General features: G+C 42.5%; 18 protein-coding genes. 9 read left to right on the top strand and 9 right to left on the bottom strand.

Translation table 11 applies throughout. From position 1 onward, the window contains the following. Position 1: 1 nt before the first annotated feature. A complete protein-coding gene (gene hrpA, locus G4D73_RS03900; RefSeq protein ID WP_213687427.1) occupies positions 2–3,856 on the bottom strand; it encodes an ATP-dependent RNA helicase HrpA in 3,855 nt (1,284 codons plus the stop codon). Between the two features lie 489 nt (positions 3,857–4,345). Here hrpA and ahpC point away from each other — a divergent pair, with 489 nt between their 5' ends. Together ahpC and G4D73_RS03910 are read left to right on the top strand one after the other, a co-directional pair. Further along, positions 4,346–4,909 carry an alkyl hydroperoxide reductase subunit C gene (gene ahpC / locus G4D73_RS03905; protein ID WP_004278916.1) on the top strand — a complete coding sequence of 188 codons (564 nt, stop codon included), beginning with the start codon at positions 4,346–4,348 and terminating at the stop codon, positions 4,907–4,909. A gap of 291 nt (positions 4,910–5,200) precedes the next feature. Beyond that, positions 5,201–5,407, top strand: a complete 207-nt coding sequence (locus G4D73_RS03910) for a KTSC domain-containing protein (protein WP_004278917.1) — start codon at positions 5,201–5,203, stop codon at positions 5,405–5,407. An 11-nt stretch (positions 5,408–5,418) separates the two neighbouring features. Here G4D73_RS03910 and G4D73_RS03915 read toward each other — a convergent pair whose 3' ends face one another. Both G4D73_RS03915 and G4D73_RS03920 read right to left on the bottom strand, forming a co-directional pair. Continuing rightward, positions 5,419–6,009 (bottom strand): O-methyltransferase, encoded by a 591-nt coding sequence (locus G4D73_RS03915; RefSeq protein WP_213687428.1) that lies wholly within the window; start codon positions 6,007–6,009, stop codon positions 5,419–5,421. 24 nt (positions 6,010–6,033) lie between these two features. Next, positions 6,034–6,252: a DUF1653 domain-containing protein gene (locus G4D73_RS03920; protein WP_034436473.1), complete on the bottom strand. Its 219-nt coding sequence runs from the start codon at positions 6,250–6,252 to the stop codon at positions 6,034–6,036. 233 nt (positions 6,253–6,485) lie between these two features. Between G4D73_RS03920 and ahpF the strand changes: the two genes are divergently transcribed. Next, positions 6,486–8,051, top strand: a complete 1,566-nt coding sequence (ahpF, locus tag G4D73_RS03925; RefSeq protein WP_213687429.1) for an alkyl hydroperoxide reductase subunit F — start codon at positions 6,486–6,488, stop codon at positions 8,049–8,051. A gap of 58 nt (positions 8,052–8,109) precedes the next feature. On the opposite strand, the gene G4D73_RS03930 is transcribed toward ahpF, so the two are convergent. Beyond that, the gene (locus G4D73_RS03930) at positions 8,110–9,507 is read right to left on the bottom strand and encodes a serine hydrolase (protein WP_213687430.1); all 1,398 of its coding nucleotides are present in this window, start codon (positions 9,505–9,507) and stop codon (positions 8,110–8,112) included. A gap of 381 nt (positions 9,508–9,888) precedes the next feature. Here G4D73_RS03930 and G4D73_RS03935 point away from each other — a divergent pair, with 381 nt between their 5' ends. Continuing rightward, positions 9,889–10,137 (top strand): hypothetical protein, encoded by a 249-nt coding sequence (locus tag G4D73_RS03935; protein WP_129717417.1) that lies wholly within the window; start codon positions 9,889–9,891, stop codon positions 10,135–10,137. Between the two features lie 143 nt (positions 10,138–10,280). Then, positions 10,281–10,487, top strand: a complete 207-nt coding sequence (locus tag G4D73_RS03940) for a hypothetical protein (protein WP_213687431.1) — start codon at positions 10,281–10,283, stop codon at positions 10,485–10,487. Here G4D73_RS03940 and G4D73_RS03945 read toward each other — a convergent pair. After that, on the bottom strand, positions 10,471–11,109 hold the full coding sequence (locus G4D73_RS03945) for a LysE family transporter (RefSeq protein WP_191113033.1): 639 nt from the start codon (positions 11,107–11,109) through the stop codon (positions 10,471–10,473). The two genes, G4D73_RS03940 and G4D73_RS03945, sit on opposite strands and share 17 nt — an antisense overlap. 117 nt (positions 11,110–11,226) lie before the next feature. Next, complete coding sequence (locus G4D73_RS03950; protein ID WP_191113032.1) at positions 11,227–11,793, bottom strand: FxsA family protein; 567 nt, start codon at positions 11,791–11,793, stop codon at positions 11,227–11,229. A 125-nt stretch (positions 11,794–11,918) separates the two neighbouring features. On the opposite strand from G4D73_RS03950, the gene ruvC reads away from it, so the two are divergent. Next, on the top strand, positions 11,919–12,464 hold the full coding sequence (gene ruvC / locus G4D73_RS03955; protein ID WP_004278925.1) for a crossover junction endodeoxyribonuclease RuvC: 546 nt from the start codon (positions 11,919–11,921) through the stop codon (positions 12,462–12,464). A gap of 3 nt (positions 12,465–12,467) precedes the next feature. Here ruvC and G4D73_RS03960 read toward each other — a convergent pair whose 3' ends face one another. Then, on the bottom strand, positions 12,468–12,740 hold the full coding sequence (locus G4D73_RS03960) for an acylphosphatase (RefSeq protein ID WP_213687432.1): 273 nt from the start codon (positions 12,738–12,740) through the stop codon (positions 12,468–12,470). A 10-nt stretch (positions 12,741–12,750) separates the two neighbouring features. Further along, positions 12,751–14,208 (bottom strand): NAD(P)H-hydrate dehydratase, encoded by a 1,458-nt coding sequence (locus G4D73_RS03965; protein WP_213687433.1) that lies wholly within the window; start codon positions 14,206–14,208, stop codon positions 12,751–12,753. Positions 14,209–14,231: 23 nt separating this feature from the next. On the opposite strand from G4D73_RS03965, the gene queG reads away from it, so the two are divergent. The 3 genes from queG to bioB all read left to right on the top strand — a co-directional run bounded on the left by queG (position 14,232) and on the right by bioB (position 16,791). Then, positions 14,232–15,326 carry a tRNA epoxyqueuosine(34) reductase QueG gene (gene queG / locus G4D73_RS03970; RefSeq protein WP_213687721.1) on the top strand — a complete coding sequence of 365 codons (1,095 nt, stop codon included), beginning with the start codon at positions 14,232–14,234 and terminating at the stop codon, positions 15,324–15,326. A gap of 126 nt (positions 15,327–15,452) precedes the next feature. Then, complete coding sequence (locus G4D73_RS03975; protein ID WP_213687434.1) at positions 15,453–15,656, top strand: hypothetical protein; 204 nt, start codon at positions 15,453–15,455, stop codon at positions 15,654–15,656. A gap of 133 nt (positions 15,657–15,789) precedes the next feature. Further along, entirely contained in the window at positions 15,790–16,791 is a 1,002-nt protein-coding gene (gene bioB, locus G4D73_RS03980) for a biotin synthase BioB (protein ID WP_004278930.1), read from the top strand. 7 nt (positions 16,792–16,798) lie between these two features. On the opposite strand, the gene G4D73_RS03985 is transcribed toward bioB, so the two are convergent. Further along, positions 16,799–17,035: a hypothetical protein gene (locus tag G4D73_RS03985; protein WP_034438286.1), complete on the bottom strand. Its 237-nt coding sequence runs from the start codon at positions 17,033–17,035 to the stop codon at positions 16,799–16,801. Positions 17,036–17,587 lie beyond the last annotated feature (552 nt).

Genomic DNA, 17,587 nt, shown 5'->3' on the forward strand with positions numbered 1-17,587 from the left:
CTTAACTGATTCCAAGACGATCCCATACTTTTTGCAAGCGAGTTGGAGACACGGGTGCTTTTGTTTTCATCGGTTGTGAAAACAATGAGATTCTTAACTCCTCGACCATGAAATACAATTCTTTCAGGCGAGGGTCATCTTTAAACTGAAATAATTTTTCCATCCATTGATCAATTTGGTCAATGGCGGAATTGTCCCTTTGTAGATTATTGGGCAAGCGCTCTAAACGCAAGATCAAGGCTTTCAAATAACGTGGAAATTCGATCCATACATCGGAAGGTTTACGATACACAAAGTCAGAAAGGCTCATTAAATCAAGTTGATCTTCAATATCATTGATATTTTTTTCAAACACAGAATGATCTAAAACCAATAATTTCCGGCGGATTTCCTGCCACTGGATATAAATATCCGTGATCTCTTTCAGGGCAACTTGGCCATAAGTCAAGAAAGATTTTTTTACATCTTCAACCAGTTTTTGGAACTCTTGCGCATTGACAGGTAATTCATTAATAGACATGTGCAGTGTGGCATAAACTAACATTTGTTCCAGTTGTGCCTTATCACCGAGTGGTGAATAAGCCAGCGCCAGAGGTTTGGAAATCTGTTTTTTCAACTGGCGGGTCAAGTCTCCGAGTTGCATATGCACCAGTCGGATCACTCCTTCACGATGTTTTTTGATCGCTTCAGCCTGATCATTAAAAGTCTGAATCACCACACCCGATTCATCTTTCTGCTCCAGGGCAGAAAAAGCTTTAGTCGGAACCAGCGCCTGGTACTGCTTGACCACGACACCGGTGACTTTTTGTGAGGCTTCAAATACAAAGCTTTCCGGGAAGGTTTTAAATTCACCTTTAAGCTGTTTGACCGGACTATGCGTTTCAGTCCGACAGCGCGCTTTCAGCTCGGCAAGATCACGCCCCTGCTCAATGACACGACCTTTTTCATCAGTCACTTTAATAAAAGGCAACAGATATTGGTCTACCCGGTCAAAGCTGAAATCTTTCTCCGTGATTTGTTCGCCTCGCAGCTGGAATGCCAAGAAACTAAAAATATGTTTCTGTAAATCCTGCGCATCTACTTTTGCTATGAGTTTTTGTGCAGTATCCGGAATCGGCACCAGATTACGGCGCTTATCCTTCGGCAAAGCTTTTAGCAATGCTTCAATCAGATCCAGACGCCAACCCGGAATCCCCCATGACCAGATACCTTCATCGACCTGGGCCAAGGCTTGCAGGGGAATTTTAACTGTCGCGCCATCTTCATCATGACTCGGGTCAAAACGATAGGTTGCAGCCAGACGCAGGCTACCATTGTGCAAATAGTCCGGAAATTGTTGTGTCGTCGGCCGGTCATTCAGCCATAGCGCATCATCATCGACAAATAAATAACGCGGATTCTGAGGCTCAACCGTGGCACGCCAGTCTTCAAAAGTACGACGGCTGGCCACTTCAGGCGGCACTTTCGAGGCATAGAACTGGTAAATGGTTTCTTCATCAACCACCAGATCACGACGGCGTAATTTGTCTTCTACTCGCTCGACTTCTTCCAGTTTAAGCAAGTTATGCTTTAAAAATGGTGGAGTAATGCCTAAATGCCCAGTGGTTAAAGCATCGCGTAAGAAAATTTCATGTGCAGCTTCTTGATCCACTTTTTCATAATTGATTGGGCGTTTCGGCTCAATAATCAGACCAAATAATGAAATCTGATCATAGGCATTCACCACACCGGCTTTTTTCGACCAGTGCGGTTCAAAATAATGATGCTTGAGCAAGTCACGTGCGGCCAGCAGAATCCATTCCGGCTCAATCTTGGCTAGGGTGCGTAAATATACCTGAGAGGTTTCCACCATCTCAAAAGCCATCACCCATGGCGTATTGGTCTTGTGCAAGGTAGAAGCCGGGAAAATCCGTGCTTTTTGCTGACGTACTGCCATAAAGACATTACGCTCATCGGTCTTATTGGCGATAAAGGACAATAGACCAGTTAACAAGGCACGATGCAGATTTTCATAACTGGCTTTCTTTTCATTAAATGACAGTTTTAAGCCCTTAGCCAAATCCACCAGCTGCTCATGAGTTTTTTTCCATTCGCGTAAACGCAACCAGCTCAGGAAATGATTACGCGCAAAAGTACGGCGCTTATTTTCACTCATGCTGTCGCGGTTATTATGCAGCGTCTCCCAGAGCTTGATATAGAACAGGAAATCAGAATCGGCTTCACGGAATAGTGCATGTTTCTGATCCGCCTGCATCTGCTTGTCTGCAGGGCGTTCACGCGGATCCTGAACCGCAAGCGCTGCCACAATCACCAGCACTTCATTCAAAACACCGAAATGTGCACCACCAAGAATCATACGGGCCAGACGTGGATCGATCGGCATTTTCGCCATTTGATAACCGATTTTGGTAAGCTCAAGTTTTTTCTCGGATAAAGCCCCCAGCTCAATCAATAACTTACGCCCATCATTCACCAGACGGCGATCTGGTGGCTCAATGAAGTCGAAGTCTTCGAGTGAACCCAACCCCAGACTTTGCATTTGCAGAATTACCGATGCCAGGTTGGTTCGCTTGATTTCCGGTTCGGTAAACTCTGGACGGCTGAGGAAATCATCTTCAGAATACAGGCGTATACAGACACCCGGCGCAATACGGCCACAACGACCTTTACGCTGATTGGCTGCTGCCTGAGAAACGGCTTCAATTGGTAAACGTTGCACCCGTGAACGATAGTTATAACGCGAAATACGGGCAAAACCGCTGTCAATTACATAACGGATATTCGGAACGGTTAAAGCCGTTTCTGCTACGTTGGTGGCAATAATAATGCGTCGCCCACCACCAGAAGGATTAAAGATTTTTTGCTGTTCAGCCAGCGCCAGACGCGCATATAAAGTTAGTACTTCCGTATGGCGTGGCCCATGTTTGATCAGGGTTTCCTGTAACTCGCGAATTTCCTGCTCGGTACTGGCAAAAATAAGGATGTCGGCATGTTCAGGATGGCCTTTTTCCTGTGCATCCTGAAAGCATTCTTCGACTGCTTTGACCACAGCGCGAGGCAGATTTTCTTCAAAGTCATCAAACTCGTCATCATCACTACCGCCAATGCTCATTTCCGAGATCGGGCGATAACGTAGCTCGACTGGGAAACTGCGGCCTTCTACTTCAAAAATTGGTGCACCATTGAAGTAACTGCTAAAACGGTTTACATCCAGGGTTGCAGAAGTAATGATGACTTTCAGATCGGGACGACGCGGCAACAGTTGCTTCAGATAACCCATAATGAAGTCGATATTCAGTGAACGTTCATGCGCTTCATCAATAATAATCGTGTCATATTTGGTCAGGTATCGGTCATGCGTCAGTTCGGCCAGTAAAATACCGTCTGTCATCAAACGCACAATTGAGTCTTGTGAACCCTGTTCCGTAAAACGTACTTTAAAGGAAATTGATTCACCGAGTTTTTCGCCAACTTCTTCGGCAATACGCTGTGATACGCTGCGGGCTGCCAGTCGACGCGGCTGGGTATGTCCGATCATTCCGGTCAGGCCACGTCCAGCCAGCATAGCAATTTGCGGTAACTGGGTGGTTTTACCAGAACCGGTTTCACCAGCTACAATAATAACCTGATGCTTTTGAATCGCGGTAATCAGCTTGTCAGCATACTGGGTTACCGGCAGATCCTGATTTAGCTTGATGTTCGGAAGACGCTCAAGCCGTTGCCGTACTTTCAGATTGGATTTTTCAAATAATTCCTGATACTGCTTAGCATCTGCGTCTTTCCCTTTTTTCAGTCGATTTAAACGGTGACGGTCACGCGCCATTATCCATTGATCTACATTTAAATGACTCTGCACAGAGAAAACACCCACATCAAAAAACCGGAAAGGTTTATTTTACTTGGTTCATTAGATTTCAGATAGTCGTAGTTCTGTTAAGTGCCGGACAAATTGGCTTTGGCTGCCTGATTTCTCTCAATTCCGCACTATAAACCTGTCAAAATATCTAAATGACACGCATGAGTTTCCCTGATTAGATTTAATCATAAGTCCAAGTTTGGAATTGATATTTAAATTATTTTGTGGAAATTATGCTTTTTTCCGAATTGACCCTTGAATTTTTTGGTTTCAACATCATGTTTGCTAGCACGAGGAAAAAGAGATAATTTTGTCATCAGGCCATCATCTTGATGCTGCTCAATGAACAAAGCGATTTTGCCAAAGTGGCGCGTTTTTACTTAATTCGGTTTTTCCGATGTTTGTAATGTAAAAATACCATTTTAGCATCAACCAAAATTTCGATACTCTTATTCAAAATCAAAGACTACCTCAATCATGGAGACAATGATGAGCTTAATTAATACTGAAGTTAAACCATTTAAAGCAACTGCATTCCAAAACGGCAAATTCATTGAAGTTACTGAAGCTGACCTGAAAGGCAAATGGTCTGTTGTATTCTTCTACCCAGCTGACTTCACTTTCGTTTGCCCGACTGAACTTGGTGACCTTGCTGACAACTACGCTGAATTCCAAAAACTAGGCGTTGAAATCTACTCAGTTTCTACTGACACGCATTTCACTCACAAAGCTTGGCACGATTCTTCAGAAGAAATCAAAAAAATCCAGTATGTAATGGTTGGTGATGCAAACTGGACTCTTGCTAAAAACTTTGACGTATTAATCGAAGCTGACGGCCTTGCTGATCGTGGTACTTTCGTGATCGATCCAGAAGGTAAAATCCAAATCGTTGAAATCAACGCTGGTGGTATCGGCCGTGATGCTCAAGAACTTCTTCGTAAAGTTAAAGCAGCTCAGTATGTACATGCTCACCCAGGCGAAGTTTGCCCAGCTAAATGGAAAGAAGGCGATGCAACTCTTGCTCCTTCTATCGACCTAGTTGGTAAAATCTAATTTTAATTAGATTGAACTGATTCAAAAAACCACGCTTTTTAGCGTGGTTTTTTATAGTTTGAACTTTTATGTCAGTACAATACTGGATTTTATTTTTTAAAATTATTTTATTAGAACTTAAAATATTATAGTCCTATTTTTTTCTTGATCCATCATATAAAAATTCAGACATATCTTTTGCTTCACTTTCCCATAATCCTTACCCATTCTTACAATTGAGCTATACATCTGCAGAGCCATATGGCATAAGTTCAAATGATAAGATAAGAAATATTCAGTGGAGGAACGCATATGCAAAAACTGCTTACCGTGATTTCTTGGAAATACAATCCCTCAAGCCGCCACCTGAAAATTGTATACAGTAATGGTCATACCGAGCTGTATCATCCCGTACCTGAATTTATTTATGACAACCTGTTAAGACGCCAAGACAAAGCCGCATTCGTAGAAAAGTATCTCGAATATAATTTACATTTTAATAAAATTTGCATGGATTGAAGTGAATCCATTTAACGAAATCCCACCATCAGCAAACCTGCGCCTATGGGTACAATACTCATGATAAAACGTGGGTCTTGCTGAATTAAGGCAATAAACTCTTCGACTTCTGCTGCATGTGAAATGACATTATCAACTACCAGTAACCCGCCCTTTGCTTTAAGTAATCGACTCAAATGTGGCCAGTAACTGACATAAGCATCTCGTTCAGCATCTAACAGGATAAAATCAAATAATTCCTGTTCTGCCTCCAGATAAACTTGTGCATCAATTACTTTAAAATTGATTAAATCTGCAAAATCTATTTTTGTCGCATATTGCTTTGCCTGAGTAACCCGTTCTGCATCAACTTCAAGTGTTGTAATCATGGCTTGAGTCTGCCGAGCCGCTTCTGCTAGCCATAAAGTGGAATAACCAGTAGAAGTCCCAATTTCCAGAATACTTTTCGATTGTTGCGTACGAATCAGCATAGATAAAAATCGACCGGATTCTGGTTCTATATTGCGATATCGGTGCCGGCGATCTGCCTGCTTAAGATCATGCCTATGAAACTTTTCATATAATTCCTGCATGAATCTTTCAAATTCATCTGAGTTTTGCATCACTTTTCCCTGAGTCTGTTTGGCTTAAAGTGCCTGAATCAATTTAAAACGCTCCACTTCACGATCATCGTTAGTGGTAATGGTTTCAGTGAACATCGTTAAAGGACGTACCCAAATTGAATAATCCCCGTAGAGACATTGATAAACCACTAGCTTTTCTTCAGTTTCACTGTGCGTGGCAACATGAAACACCTGATAAAGCTGTCCCTTATAATGTTGATAAATACCGCGTTGTAATTCCATCATTCAATTCTCAAATACCTTGTTTTAATCTTAGCTGAAAATCCTTATTCTTGCTCTAAACTACTTGAAGATTAATCTTTCGACCCCATATAGAACTTTGAAATTAATAATGAATTTTTCAACAAATCTGTAAATCCGATCAATAAAATAAAAACAAACTGTTTTACCTATTTATTCAATTCATTTAATATCCTGTTATCAAGTAAACATTTACTCCTTTGGAGACGTTAGCAATGTTAGACCAAAATACTTCAGCTCAACTTAAAACCCTATTAGAACGCCTGGAAGGCCCAATTGAACTGGTCGCCACTCTGGATAGTTCTGACAAATCAGCCAAAATCCAGGAACTGGTTGCCGAAGTGGCTGCACTGTCTGACCTGGTCACTGCACGCTTTGACGGGACCAATGCACGTGCGCCAAGTTTCGGGATTGCCAAACAAGGTGAGGAACCGCGTGTGTTCTTTGCAGGCTTGCCAATGGGCCATGAGTTCACCTCACTGATCCTGGCATTGTTGCAAACATCAGGTTATGCACCGAAAGTCTCTGATGAAGTTCTGGCGAATATCAAGAGCCTGGGGGTTCAATCTAATTTCGATGTATTTGTATCGTTAAGCTGCCATAACTGTCCGGATGTGGTTCAGGCACTCAACCTGATTGCCATTTATAACCCGGGGACCACAGCGACCATGATTGATGGGGCTTTCTTCCAGGAAGAAGTCGAAGAACGCAAAATCATGGCGGTGCCGATGGTATTCCAGGACAACCAGCATATCGGTCAGGGTCGTATGACACTGGAAGAAATCATTGCCAAGCTGGATAGCAATGCCGCTGCCAAAGATGCGGAAAAGCTGAATACCAAAGACGCCTTTGATGTTCTGGTGATTGGTGGTGGACCTGCGGGGAATACTTCAGCCATCTATGCAGCGCGTAAAGGCATTAAAACCGGGATCGTGGCGGAGCGCATGGGCGGTCAGGTCATGGACACCATGGATATTGAAAACTTCACGTCAGTACAAAAAACCCAAGGTCCTAAATTTGCAGCGGAAATGGAAGCCCACGTGCGTGAATACGGGGTCGACATCATGAACCTGCAACGCGTGTCTGACATCAAAGGGGCTGATGAAACGGCCAATGGTCTGGTGGAAGTGACTTTAGAGAATGGTGCCAAACTGGAATCGAAAACCGTGATTCTGTCGACTGGTGCACGCTGGAGAGAGATGAATGTTCCGGGTGAGCAGGAATACAAAACCCGTGGTGTGGCATACTGCCCGCACTGTGACGGTCCACTGTTCAAAGGCAAACGCGTCGCTGTGATTGGCGGTGGTAACTCGGGTGTTGAAGCCGCGATTGACCTGGCGGGGATTGTGGAGCATGTAACTTTGGTGGAATTTGATACCAAGCTGCGTGCGGATCAGGTGCTGCAAGACAAGCTGAACAGCTTGCCGAATACCACCGTGATCAAAAATGCTTTATCTACAGAAGTGGTTGGTGATGGTTCACAAGTGACTGCACTGAAATACAAAGACCGTGCTACGGATGAAGAGCATACGGTAGAACTTGCGGGGATCTTTGTACAAATTGGTTTGTTACCAAACACGGACTTCCTGAAAGAAACCCAAGTTGAGCTGACTAACCGTGGCGAGATTGTGATTAACGACCGCAACGAAACCAATGTGAAAGGTGTGTTTGCGGCAGGTGACTGTACCACAGTGCCGTACAAGCAGATCATCATCGCCACCGGTGAAGGTGCCAAGGCGTCACTGTCTGCATTTGATTACATTATCCGTTCAGGGCAGTAATCTCAGCGATAAAAAAGCCAGTCATCATGACTGGCTTTTTTTGTTTTAAGTACAGTTTCTATTTCAATAACTCGACTGCTAACTGCTCGATATTAGCCATTTCTGGATGAGCGGCAGATACGTTGGCTAAGATGGTCACTGCTTTTTTCTTATTTAGATCCAATACCAAAATTGAGGTATGCCCTGCGGTATTCCCCCCATGCCAAATCATTTTCTGGCCATTTTCGCCTTCACGAATAAACCAACCCAATCCCATTTGGTAATTCCCAACTTTGGCTGAAGTGGGTTGCTGGGTCAGCTGAATGGCAGGATTTTTTGCCTCAAGTTGGGCTTGCGCAAAACGTTTCATATCTTCAACCGTAGAAAGCAGCCCGCCCGCACCTAAAAACACGTCGAAATCCCAAGTTGGAATTTGTTTGCCAGTTACATCCAAAGCAGGTACAAGACGTTTGTCCGCTTGCACTTGATTCACAAAGCTACTTTGCATGCCGTATGGCTTAAAAATATATTGCTGATACAAGTTTTCTAGTGTGGTTTTTTCTGCCGAAGCCAATGTATGCCCAAGTAAACCTATTCCTAAATTAGAATAAATTGGTGCTTTGCTGTTTAACTGGTCTGCATATAAGGTCAAATTATTTTTCAGATACGCATTTAGTTTTTCTACATCATAATCTTTATAAGGATTTGAATCGTCATCCGTTGCCAAGTTACTTGGTAAACGCTCCAATCCTGAAGTATGGTTGGATAAATCTTTGAATTTCAGTTGAATATTATCTTTAAACTGAAATGGATAATAACGGTTGATACTATCTTCCAACCCAATTTTCTTTTGGGTGACCAATTCCGCTAAGACTGTCGCTGTAAACACCTTGGTGATGGAACCAATGCCAAAAACAAGATCTTGATTAGCTTTCTCATGAATTTTATTGTCATGTTTATGCACACCCAAATATTGTGTTTTGCTAGGGTCTAACACAGCAATCGCTACTTGAGTATTTTCAGGAAAAGTACGTGTGGCTGCAAAAATTTTCTCTGCAAGGTTTTTTGGATAGCTTTGAATATAGTTTTCCGTTGTGTTATTAGCAGCATTTGATTCAATATATGGGCTAAATAATAAACCTGTCATTTGCTGTTGATCATTCAGGCTCAAAGATAATTTAAGACGATCCTTTTCAAACATCACTTTATAAATCGCTGTAGATTTACCTTTGTTCTCAATGAACTCAATATTTTGAATAGATCCTAGCTGCTTTTTGATATCTTCAGATACTTTTTTTAGCACGGTAACAGGAAAAGCTTCTTGCATTTTAGGAGAAAAACGTTGATACATTGCTTCATATGCAGCCGCGTTAAAGTCTTGATGAAACTGTGTGATTACTTTTTTTTCTAGATCAGTTTGTGAAAAAACTTGCCCCATCGTACATAATGCTGCAAGTAACACTGCCATTTTTTTCATGCTGTTGCTCTTTGTTCTAGTATTTATCTTTACATAACATAAACTATCATAATTGTTTAAATATTAAACATACTTTCATGCATGAATTTCCATTATATACGACTGATTTTAATTAAAATTCATGAATTAATTTCAGCACTTATGATTGTTTATACAGAATCTAGACTGTTCAAACAACATCACTCGTCAGCTCTAAAAATTCTGTTAAATTAATTATTTTTAACTGTATATTTATTATGCAAACAATGCTTCAGTAATTTTTTTGTTAAACCCCATAGGCATAGTTCATGCATTGATTTAGAATCTAATGTGTAAAAAATGCTGATGTACATTAGAAAAATAAATTATTCACTGGAATGCTGTGAATTCAAGGAGATCATCATGCTACGTTACCAGTATCATTGTGCCTGCTGTGAAAAAGTAGTCGACTCTACAGAAAAATCATGCTCAAACTGCGGCTCACATCATATTCGCAGCCCTTTTGGTTTCTGGGTTTTGTGTCTAATCGCCTGTCTCGTTACAGCAATTGTGTTTAAAGTGGTGCATTTGTATGTGCAGTCACAACAAGAAGTTCCCGTACAACACTCTATACTGGACGTTTTAAAAGAAGAAGATAAAGGACTTCGCTAATTTCTTTACCTCACAGCAAAGACCTGTTGGTTCAAACAGGTCTTTTTATTAATCTTGAATAGTTCAAATAGCTAGGCGGAAAATAGCCTCATCAAATCCAGATTTGATTTACAATAGTTGTGGATTTGAATGAGAGATGTGCCATGGTTCAGTTAATTAAAAAAGGTGGATTACGCGAACGTGCCAACCGTAGTCGCAGTTATCAAGGCTCTGAAAATACTGAAACCACCTTAAAGCCTAATCGTTATCAAACGGCGGTTAAAACACCAGACCATTTACCCTCTCCTGCCCCGACCTCACCAACATCTCCAGCATTAAATGAAGATATACCCCTTAATTCATCAGAATAAGTGCGTCATACCATAACCACAACGCAAATAGCAGAAATAGTCCACCTGAAATCATATCAATATAACTCCCCGAACGCTGGTACAAGGTTTTAATTTTTGGTTGGGAAATCAACAGCATCAATAAAGCAAAGGTAACAAAGGTCTGCAAGGGAATAATCACCGCCAACTGTGCTTTCAAATAATCGGAAGCAGACGAGCTTAAGGCCAGTGAAAATACGCTACTAAAATAAATCAGTGTTTTTGGATTAGAAAGGTTGGTCCATAAGCCCAACATAAAATAGTTTTTAGCTTGCACCTGTCCATTCGTATCGTCGTCGGTCTGATGTCTATTTTTAAAGCTATGCACACCACCCTTTAACATGGCCCATCCCATCTTCGCCAGGAACATGCCACCCAAAAGCATTAAGGCTTGCTGGATCCATGGAAACTGGCCAATTAACACAGTAAAACCCGCAAGTGTCAGTACTACCCAAACCACGATACCGGCAGAGATCCCGGCAATAATTTTCAGGGCATTCTGGCGTGTGGTGGATGCAGCACTTTTGGCAATAAGTAAGATATCGGGGCCGGGACTCAATTGAGCAACAAAATGCAGGAGACAGATCGTAAAAAGCAGAGACATTAAAATAAGGTAAATTTATAAAAATATATTATAACGTTTGTTCAAAGAGATTAGAAAGCTCCAATAAAAAACCGAATCATCAGATTCGGCTTAAATAGAATTTTTTAAATAAAACATTTATTTTGGATTGATATCTTTCATTTCAATTTTTTTCGCCTCAGGTCTCACTTCACGTGCTTCACCATCAATAATGGTGGAATCACCGCGACCTGATTGCTGATTTTGCATATCCTGCATTTGACGCATCATCTCGGCAAATGGGTTCTGGCCTTGTGCACCACCCATATCGCCCATCATGCCACCCATCATTTTTTCCATCATGAGTTGCTGACGTTTCATCATCGCTTTCATTATAGCAGCCTTAAAAACCTGCTGAACCGCTGGAATGAGCATCAATACTGCCAATACGTCGGTAATCAATCCAGGAATAAGCAGAAAGAAACCTGCCAGAATTTTAGGTAAATTTCCTGTTAATGCAGGATCTGCACTTATCTGTCCCATCTGCATTTGCTGCATTTGTGGCATTACACCGGCCGAGTATTTACGGATCAGATTCATACCAATAAAAAATGCGGCCACAAACCAGAAAAATACGTACCACATGCTCCCGACGAGGTCACCCACGCCAATCCAGACAAATACTTCTAGGATTAAGCCTGCAAGGATAATAAGAAATAATTTCATGAAAATTAATCTAATCTCAGTAAAATAAATAATAGGATGCTGGAATCAACTGCTTCATCAGGATCAAGCTTTTTTGATACGCTTATGTAACAATATGGGCATTATTCTATTTTTAAAGTGCGGGCATGTCATTAATTATTGGGATTGACCCCGGTTCTCGTTTAACCGGTTACGGAATTATCGAAAAAGACGGCTCCAAACTGACTTTTGTTGATGCCGGCACCATCAGAACAGAAACGACAGAAATGCCTGAACGTTTAAAACGGATCTTTGCCGGCGTGGAGCGCATTGTAAAATTTTATGGTCCCACTGAAGCTGCGGTAGAACAGGTCTTTATGGCACAAAATCCGGATTCTGCCTTAAAACTCGGTCAGGCCCGTGGTGCTGCTGTTGCGGCACTGGTCAATCTGGATTTGAAAGTCGCTGAATATACTGCGCGCCAGATCAAGCAGTCGGTAGTGGGTTATGGCGCTGCGGATAAAGAACAGGTGCAGATGATGGTAATGAATATTCTAAAACTCAGCATCAAACCGCAGCAGGATGCCGCCGATGCTTTAGCTGCTGCTATTTGTCATGCCCACGCCTCAGGCAGTATGAGTAAAATGGCGGTATTGAATGCGTTGGGTGGTATGGCACGCGGCCGGAGTCGCGTCAGTAGCCGTCGTCGATAAGGTTTAACGCAATATTATAAAGTCTTGAGCATCTAGCTCAGATTCCAGATACTCTTGAATAACCGCTTGTACGATTGCACGAGCAGGCCCTTTCCAACTTCGTGTAATCATTTCCTGAAGTTGGGAGTCTGTTCCAGCAATAACGGCCTCCACCTCACCTGTGCTCAAGTTCTTCACATATCCTTTCAGTCCAAGCGCCTGAGCCTGCTCGGCAAACCAGTAACGGTATCCGACTCCTTGAACTTGGCCTGAAATATTCATTTTGATGACTGGCACACTATTCTCCTTAGCGATTCACGACCTGATAAATCGCATGTTTCATATCCTGTGCCTGCAAGCCACGTTCGCCATTTTTGGCCAGTTCATCACCTGCAAGTGCATGCAGCGTCACAATTTCATGCAAATAAATTTTTTGCGCAAATTGCGCCTTTAGACTGGCAATCATGCCGGCCAGCACATCCCCCATTCCGCCAGTTCCCATACCGGCATTCCCGGCATTGCAGATGTAAAGCCTTTCTTCCAGAATCAGGCTGCCTGAACCTTTTAGCACCCACTGTCCCTGATATTTTTGTTGCAGGGCATGAATGGCTGCAATCCGATCCATTTCAACTTCCGCAGTGCTACATGCTAGCAAAGTTGCAGCTTCTCCTGGATGTGGTGTAGCATAAGTCTGGGAATTCAAAACTTGAGGCTGCTTGGCCAGAAACCATAAGGCATCCGCATCCAAAACAACCTCCAGATCAGATTGCTGAGTCAGCTCAAACCAAGCTGTATATTGTTGCTCTGACCAAGAATCACGACCTAATCCCATGCCAAAACAGACTGCATCGACCTGCTGAATCAGTGCTTGGCGTTGCTCCTGAGTTAAAAGATTGATATCACGCAGCATGATATTCGGTGCACGTGACAAAATCGCAGTATGGTGTTTTGCATCACAGACGATCGTCACTTTACCTGCTCCTGCAGCAAATGCTGCTTCTGCCGCCATGATCACTGCACCGCCCATATCAGCATGTCCACCAATCACCAGAACATGACCATAACTGCCTTTATGACCAAAGGCTTCACGCTTGGGCAATTGAATCTGATGTGAGGCAAGCTGGGCAATCGGTTGAAGCTCTGTATCTGTCGGGATAGCAGAAATCAGTTCGATCTTGCCCGCATATTCTTTGCCTTGTCCAGTAAACAATCCTGCCTTAAGCCCTAAACCCGTGAAAGTGTAGTCAGCTTTAATCGCAACAGGCAAAGGCTGGCCGGTATTGGCATCCAATCCACTCGGAATATCAATTGAGATTTTTAATCCAGTTTGCTGATTGATCGTTTGAATAACATTTTGCCAGTCAAAGTCCAGCTGACGGTTCAGACCAATTCCGAATAATGCATCGATATAGACCTCACATTCAGATTGAAAATCAAAATGCGAATAAGGCTGCAAGCCAGCTTGCTGAGCTTCCTGCACAGCCGATGCTAAATCTTTGGAATTACCCAACTCAACTGCATAAATATCAACACTGAAGCCCGCCTGTTTGAGATATTTGGCCACAAGATAGCCATCGCCGGCATTATTACCCTGACCACAGCAGACAGCGATTTTTTTTATTTTTTGCTGGGAAAATAAAGTGATCAGCCGCTGACTAATCCCCCAGGCGACTTGTTGCATTAAACCGTAGGAACTATTTTGCTGTTGAAACCAGCGCTGCTCCCATGCTTGTAGATCACGGCTATGGTAAACTTGTTGCTGCATTTCTTATTCCCTGTCTTTGGTTTATGGCAACTCCCGATTCTCAAGCGCAAATTAAAGTTTATCAACAAGATCCAGCAGAGCTAAAAGCATGGATTAAAGCGCAGGCTTTAGAATTGGGTTTTTCTGATTGTGTCATTGCCAAACCAGATGCTCAAGCAGAATTAGCATGCTTACAGGAATATCTGGATCGTGGTTATCATGGTGACATGAAGTTTCTGGAAGAGAATCTGGAAAAACGTGCCAATCCCGCCTTACTGGTTCCCGGCACACGTAGCATTATATGTGTGCGTATGGATTATCTGGTCGACGCACCAGAACCACGTTATATCCCTTATGCACCCAACTCTGCCATTATCGCGCGTTATGCTCGTGGCCGAGATTATCACAAAACCATGCGCGGTCGCCTGAAAACCTTGGCGACAAAAATCCGGGGAAAAATCGGAGATTTTGAATCACGTCCTTTTGCGGATTCTGCACCCATTTTTGAAAAATCGCTGGCTGAAAGTGCCGGCATGGGCTGGACAGGTAAACACACCCTGCTGATTCATAAAACATCAGGCTCATTCTTTGTACTGGGTGAACTGTTTACTTCACTGGAACTGCCCTTTGATGAACCCGCGACCAAACATTGTGGCTCCTGTACTGCGTGTATCGACATCTGTCCGACTCAAGCCATTGTCGAGCCTTATATGTTAGATGCTCGCCGCTGTATCGCCTATCTGACCATCGAATATAAAGGCATTATTCCAGAAGATTTGCGACGCGGAATTGGTAACCGGGTTTTTGGTTGTGACGATTGCCAGCTGATATGTCCATGGAACAGTTTTGCCCAAGTGACCTCGATAGAGGATTTTCATCCGCGGCATGGACTGGATCAAGTGAGTTTACTGGATTTATGGCAATGGGATGAAGCCACCTTTTTAAGTGCGACTGAAGGCAGTCCGATGCGTCGTACGGGTTATCAAAGCTTTATGCGCAATATCGCCATTGGTTTGGGCAATGCACCCTTTGATGGGCAGATTATTCCGGCCCTTCAGCAACAGCGTAATCAACATGATGAAATTGTGCAGGTACATATCGATTGGGCTATTCAAGAACAACTGGCAAAATCCAGCTAATTTTTTATCGCCCTTAAAAATATATTTCAACTTTACCTAGATTCACAGTTTCACTTAAAAGCCTTACACACCCGTGTTTCAGACTATGGCATAAATAAAAATAGTCAGAAATGAAGTGGAGGAAAGATGATGTCATCAAAAAATCCAAATCAAGAACTGTTGGAGCAGCTTCAGCATGACCAGCAGAAGCAACAACAGCAGCAGCCGCAACATGGCCCGATTAATTCCCCAAAAAACAATCAGCATGAACAGGATCAGCGCGTGTTTAACAAGCAGCACCGTAGTGATCTGCATGGCCAGGATATTTATGGAAATCACAGTAATAAATAATCTGGCAACTGAAAAACAAAGCTCACCTCGTGTGGGCTTTGTCATTTATATAAGGTCATATTTTGCTAGTGAAGCAAAAGCTTATTTTTATTAAGATGAACCGAATGATAAATAAGCACAGATAGGGAAAGAGATGAACAGTAGTGATGCGGTACGTAATGATTGGTCACGTGAAGAAATACAAGCTCTATATCAACAGCCTTTAATGGATTTAGTGTTCCAGGCGCAACAGGTTCATCGTGAACATTTCACTGCGAATACCGTTCAGGTGAGCACCCTGCTTTCGATTAAAACCGGTAAATGTCCTGAAGACTGTAAATACTGTTCACAATCAGCGCATTATGATTCCAAACTGGAAGCTGAAAAACGCATTGCAGTCGATAAAGTGATTCAGGAAGCCAAACAGGCGCTGGCATCAGGCAGTTCACGCTTTTGTATGGGGGCTGCATGGCGCAACCCGCATGAACGCGATATGCCTTATGTGCTGGAAATGGTACGTGAAGTTAAAGCACTCGGTCTGGAAACCTGCATGACACTGGGGATGCTAAATGGATCACAGGCTGAACGCTTGAAAGATGCAGGACTGGATTATTACAACCATAATCTGGACACTTCTCGTGAATACTATTCACATATCATCAGCACGCGTAGCTTTGATGATCGTCTGGATACTCTGGATCATGTGCGTCAAGCTGGTATGAAAGTCTGTAGTGGCGGTATTGTGGGTCTGGGCGAAAGTCGTGATGACCGGATTGGTTTGTTATATGAGCTTGCAACTCTGGCAATCCATCCTGAATCTGTGCCAATTAATATGTTGGTGCCGATTGAAGGCACACCGATGGCAGATGTAGAAAAACTGGATGTGATTGAATGGATTCGTACCATTGCTGTAGCACGCTTGTTGATGCCTAAAAGCTATATTCGCCTTTCTGCAGGGCGTGAATCCTTAAGCGATTCGGATCAGGCTTTGGCATTTATGGCTGGTGCCAATTCTATTTTTTCTGGTGAAAAACTGCTGACGACCCCTAATACATCCCAAGGCCGGGATCAGCAACTTTTTGCAAAATTAGGTTTAGTTGCAGAACAGCCAAAACCAAGTGTTCGCAGTCTGGCTACAGATGCAATGGCAAGCTAATCACTGTTTAAGTTGATGAACTCGCAGAAAAGTTATGTGCAGTAATTAAAATGCCATAACGGGCATTCAGATAATCTCCGACTCGGATTTGATCTACTCCATTGGCATGATGCACCATCAGCGCTTGCGTGACTGCATCATAGCTAAAGGAGTCATAACTATCTTGATGCAGGCTGAGCCAGTGCAGCGTATCTGCCAGGTTGCTGTCGACGATATAGGTATCTGCATGAAAATCTTTACTCATATGCCTGTTCATCGTGATGAAATTTCCCTTTAATTTTAACGGAAATTAGCCCATAACAAGCATAAAAAAGTGAGCCATTGCTCACTTTTCTTGCAAAAACTTTAGTCCTTATTCGTACCGCACTTACGACACTCCCTGTGTTCCCCGATTTCTTGCATTTGCTCATATTCATAAATATGCAAACAAAACAATTTTCTTAAAAGCTGAAGCATCATTGAAACTCCTGTTTAATCATTTTTTTAATACGCTTCTTAAGATATTCCGTCCTGAAACATCATGATTTTTGACTAAAAAATCATCTCATATTAATTAGCATAATTTTTTCAGTTGTAAAATGCATTTCATCTACTTTTCACTTTTTTTGCAGATATTCTTTGAACTACATCACAATTATTTCATAAATATGACTTTTTTTTGATTAAAGAGGATGTTTATGGAATTTAGATAACAAAAGTAATATCTGAGGGAGATGCTTTTTTATTAAGCTGGTAACGAAGAATCTTTATTGAAAGGCAAACTAGAAAAGTTCATTATCAGTGGAGGCAACCCATT

The organism is Acinetobacter sp. WY4, from assembly GCF_018438165.1.
In the GTDB taxonomy this organism is placed as follows: Bacteria; Pseudomonadota; Gammaproteobacteria; order Pseudomonadales; family Moraxellaceae; genus Acinetobacter.

What these genes read in the sequence shown, in the direction of transcription:
- ahpC (WP_004278916.1), top strand. Translation starts at nt 4,346, where the DNA reads ATGAGCTTAATTAATACTGAAGTTAAACCATTTAAAGCAACTGCATTC.
- G4D73_RS03910 (WP_004278917.1), top strand. Translation starts at nt 5,201, where the DNA reads ATGCAAAAACTGCTTACCGTGATTTCTTGGAAATACAATCCCTCAAGC.
- G4D73_RS03915 (WP_213687428.1), bottom strand. Translation starts at nt 6,009, where the DNA reads ATGCAAAACTCAGATGAATTTGAAAGATTCATGCAGGAATTATATGAA.
- G4D73_RS03920 (WP_034436473.1), bottom strand. Translation starts at nt 6,252, where the DNA reads ATGGAATTACAACGCGGTATTTATCAACATTATAAGGGACAGCTTTAT.
- ahpF (WP_213687429.1), top strand. Translation starts at nt 6,486, where the DNA reads ATGTTAGACCAAAATACTTCAGCTCAACTTAAAACCCTATTAGAACGC.
- G4D73_RS03930 (WP_213687430.1), bottom strand. Translation starts at nt 9,507, where the DNA reads ATGAAAAAAATGGCAGTGTTACTTGCAGCATTATGTACGATGGGGCAA.
- G4D73_RS03935 (WP_129717417.1), top strand. Translation starts at nt 9,889, where the DNA reads ATGCTACGTTACCAGTATCATTGTGCCTGCTGTGAAAAAGTAGTCGAC.
- G4D73_RS03940 (WP_213687431.1), top strand. Translation starts at nt 10,281, where the DNA reads ATGGTTCAGTTAATTAAAAAAGGTGGATTACGCGAACGTGCCAACCGT.
- G4D73_RS03945 (WP_191113033.1), bottom strand. Translation starts at nt 11,109, where the DNA reads ATGTCTCTGCTTTTTACGATCTGTCTCCTGCATTTTGTTGCTCAATTG.
- G4D73_RS03950 (WP_191113032.1), bottom strand. Translation starts at nt 11,793, where the DNA reads ATGAAATTATTTCTTATTATCCTTGCAGGCTTAATCCTAGAAGTATTT.
- ruvC (WP_004278925.1), top strand. Translation starts at nt 11,919, where the DNA reads ATGTCATTAATTATTGGGATTGACCCCGGTTCTCGTTTAACCGGTTAC.
- G4D73_RS03965 (WP_213687433.1), bottom strand. Translation starts at nt 14,208, where the DNA reads ATGCAGCAACAAGTTTACCATAGCCGTGATCTACAAGCATGGGAGCAG.
- queG (WP_213687721.1), top strand. Translation starts at nt 14,232, where the DNA reads ATGGCAACTCCCGATTCTCAAGCGCAAATTAAAGTTTATCAACAAGAT.
- G4D73_RS03975 (WP_213687434.1), top strand. Translation starts at nt 15,453, where the DNA reads ATGATGTCATCAAAAAATCCAAATCAAGAACTGTTGGAGCAGCTTCAG.
- bioB (WP_004278930.1), top strand. Translation starts at nt 15,790, where the DNA reads ATGAACAGTAGTGATGCGGTACGTAATGATTGGTCACGTGAAGAAATA.
- G4D73_RS03985 (WP_034438286.1), bottom strand. Translation starts at nt 17,035, where the DNA reads ATGAGTAAAGATTTTCATGCAGATACCTATATCGTCGACAGCAACCTG.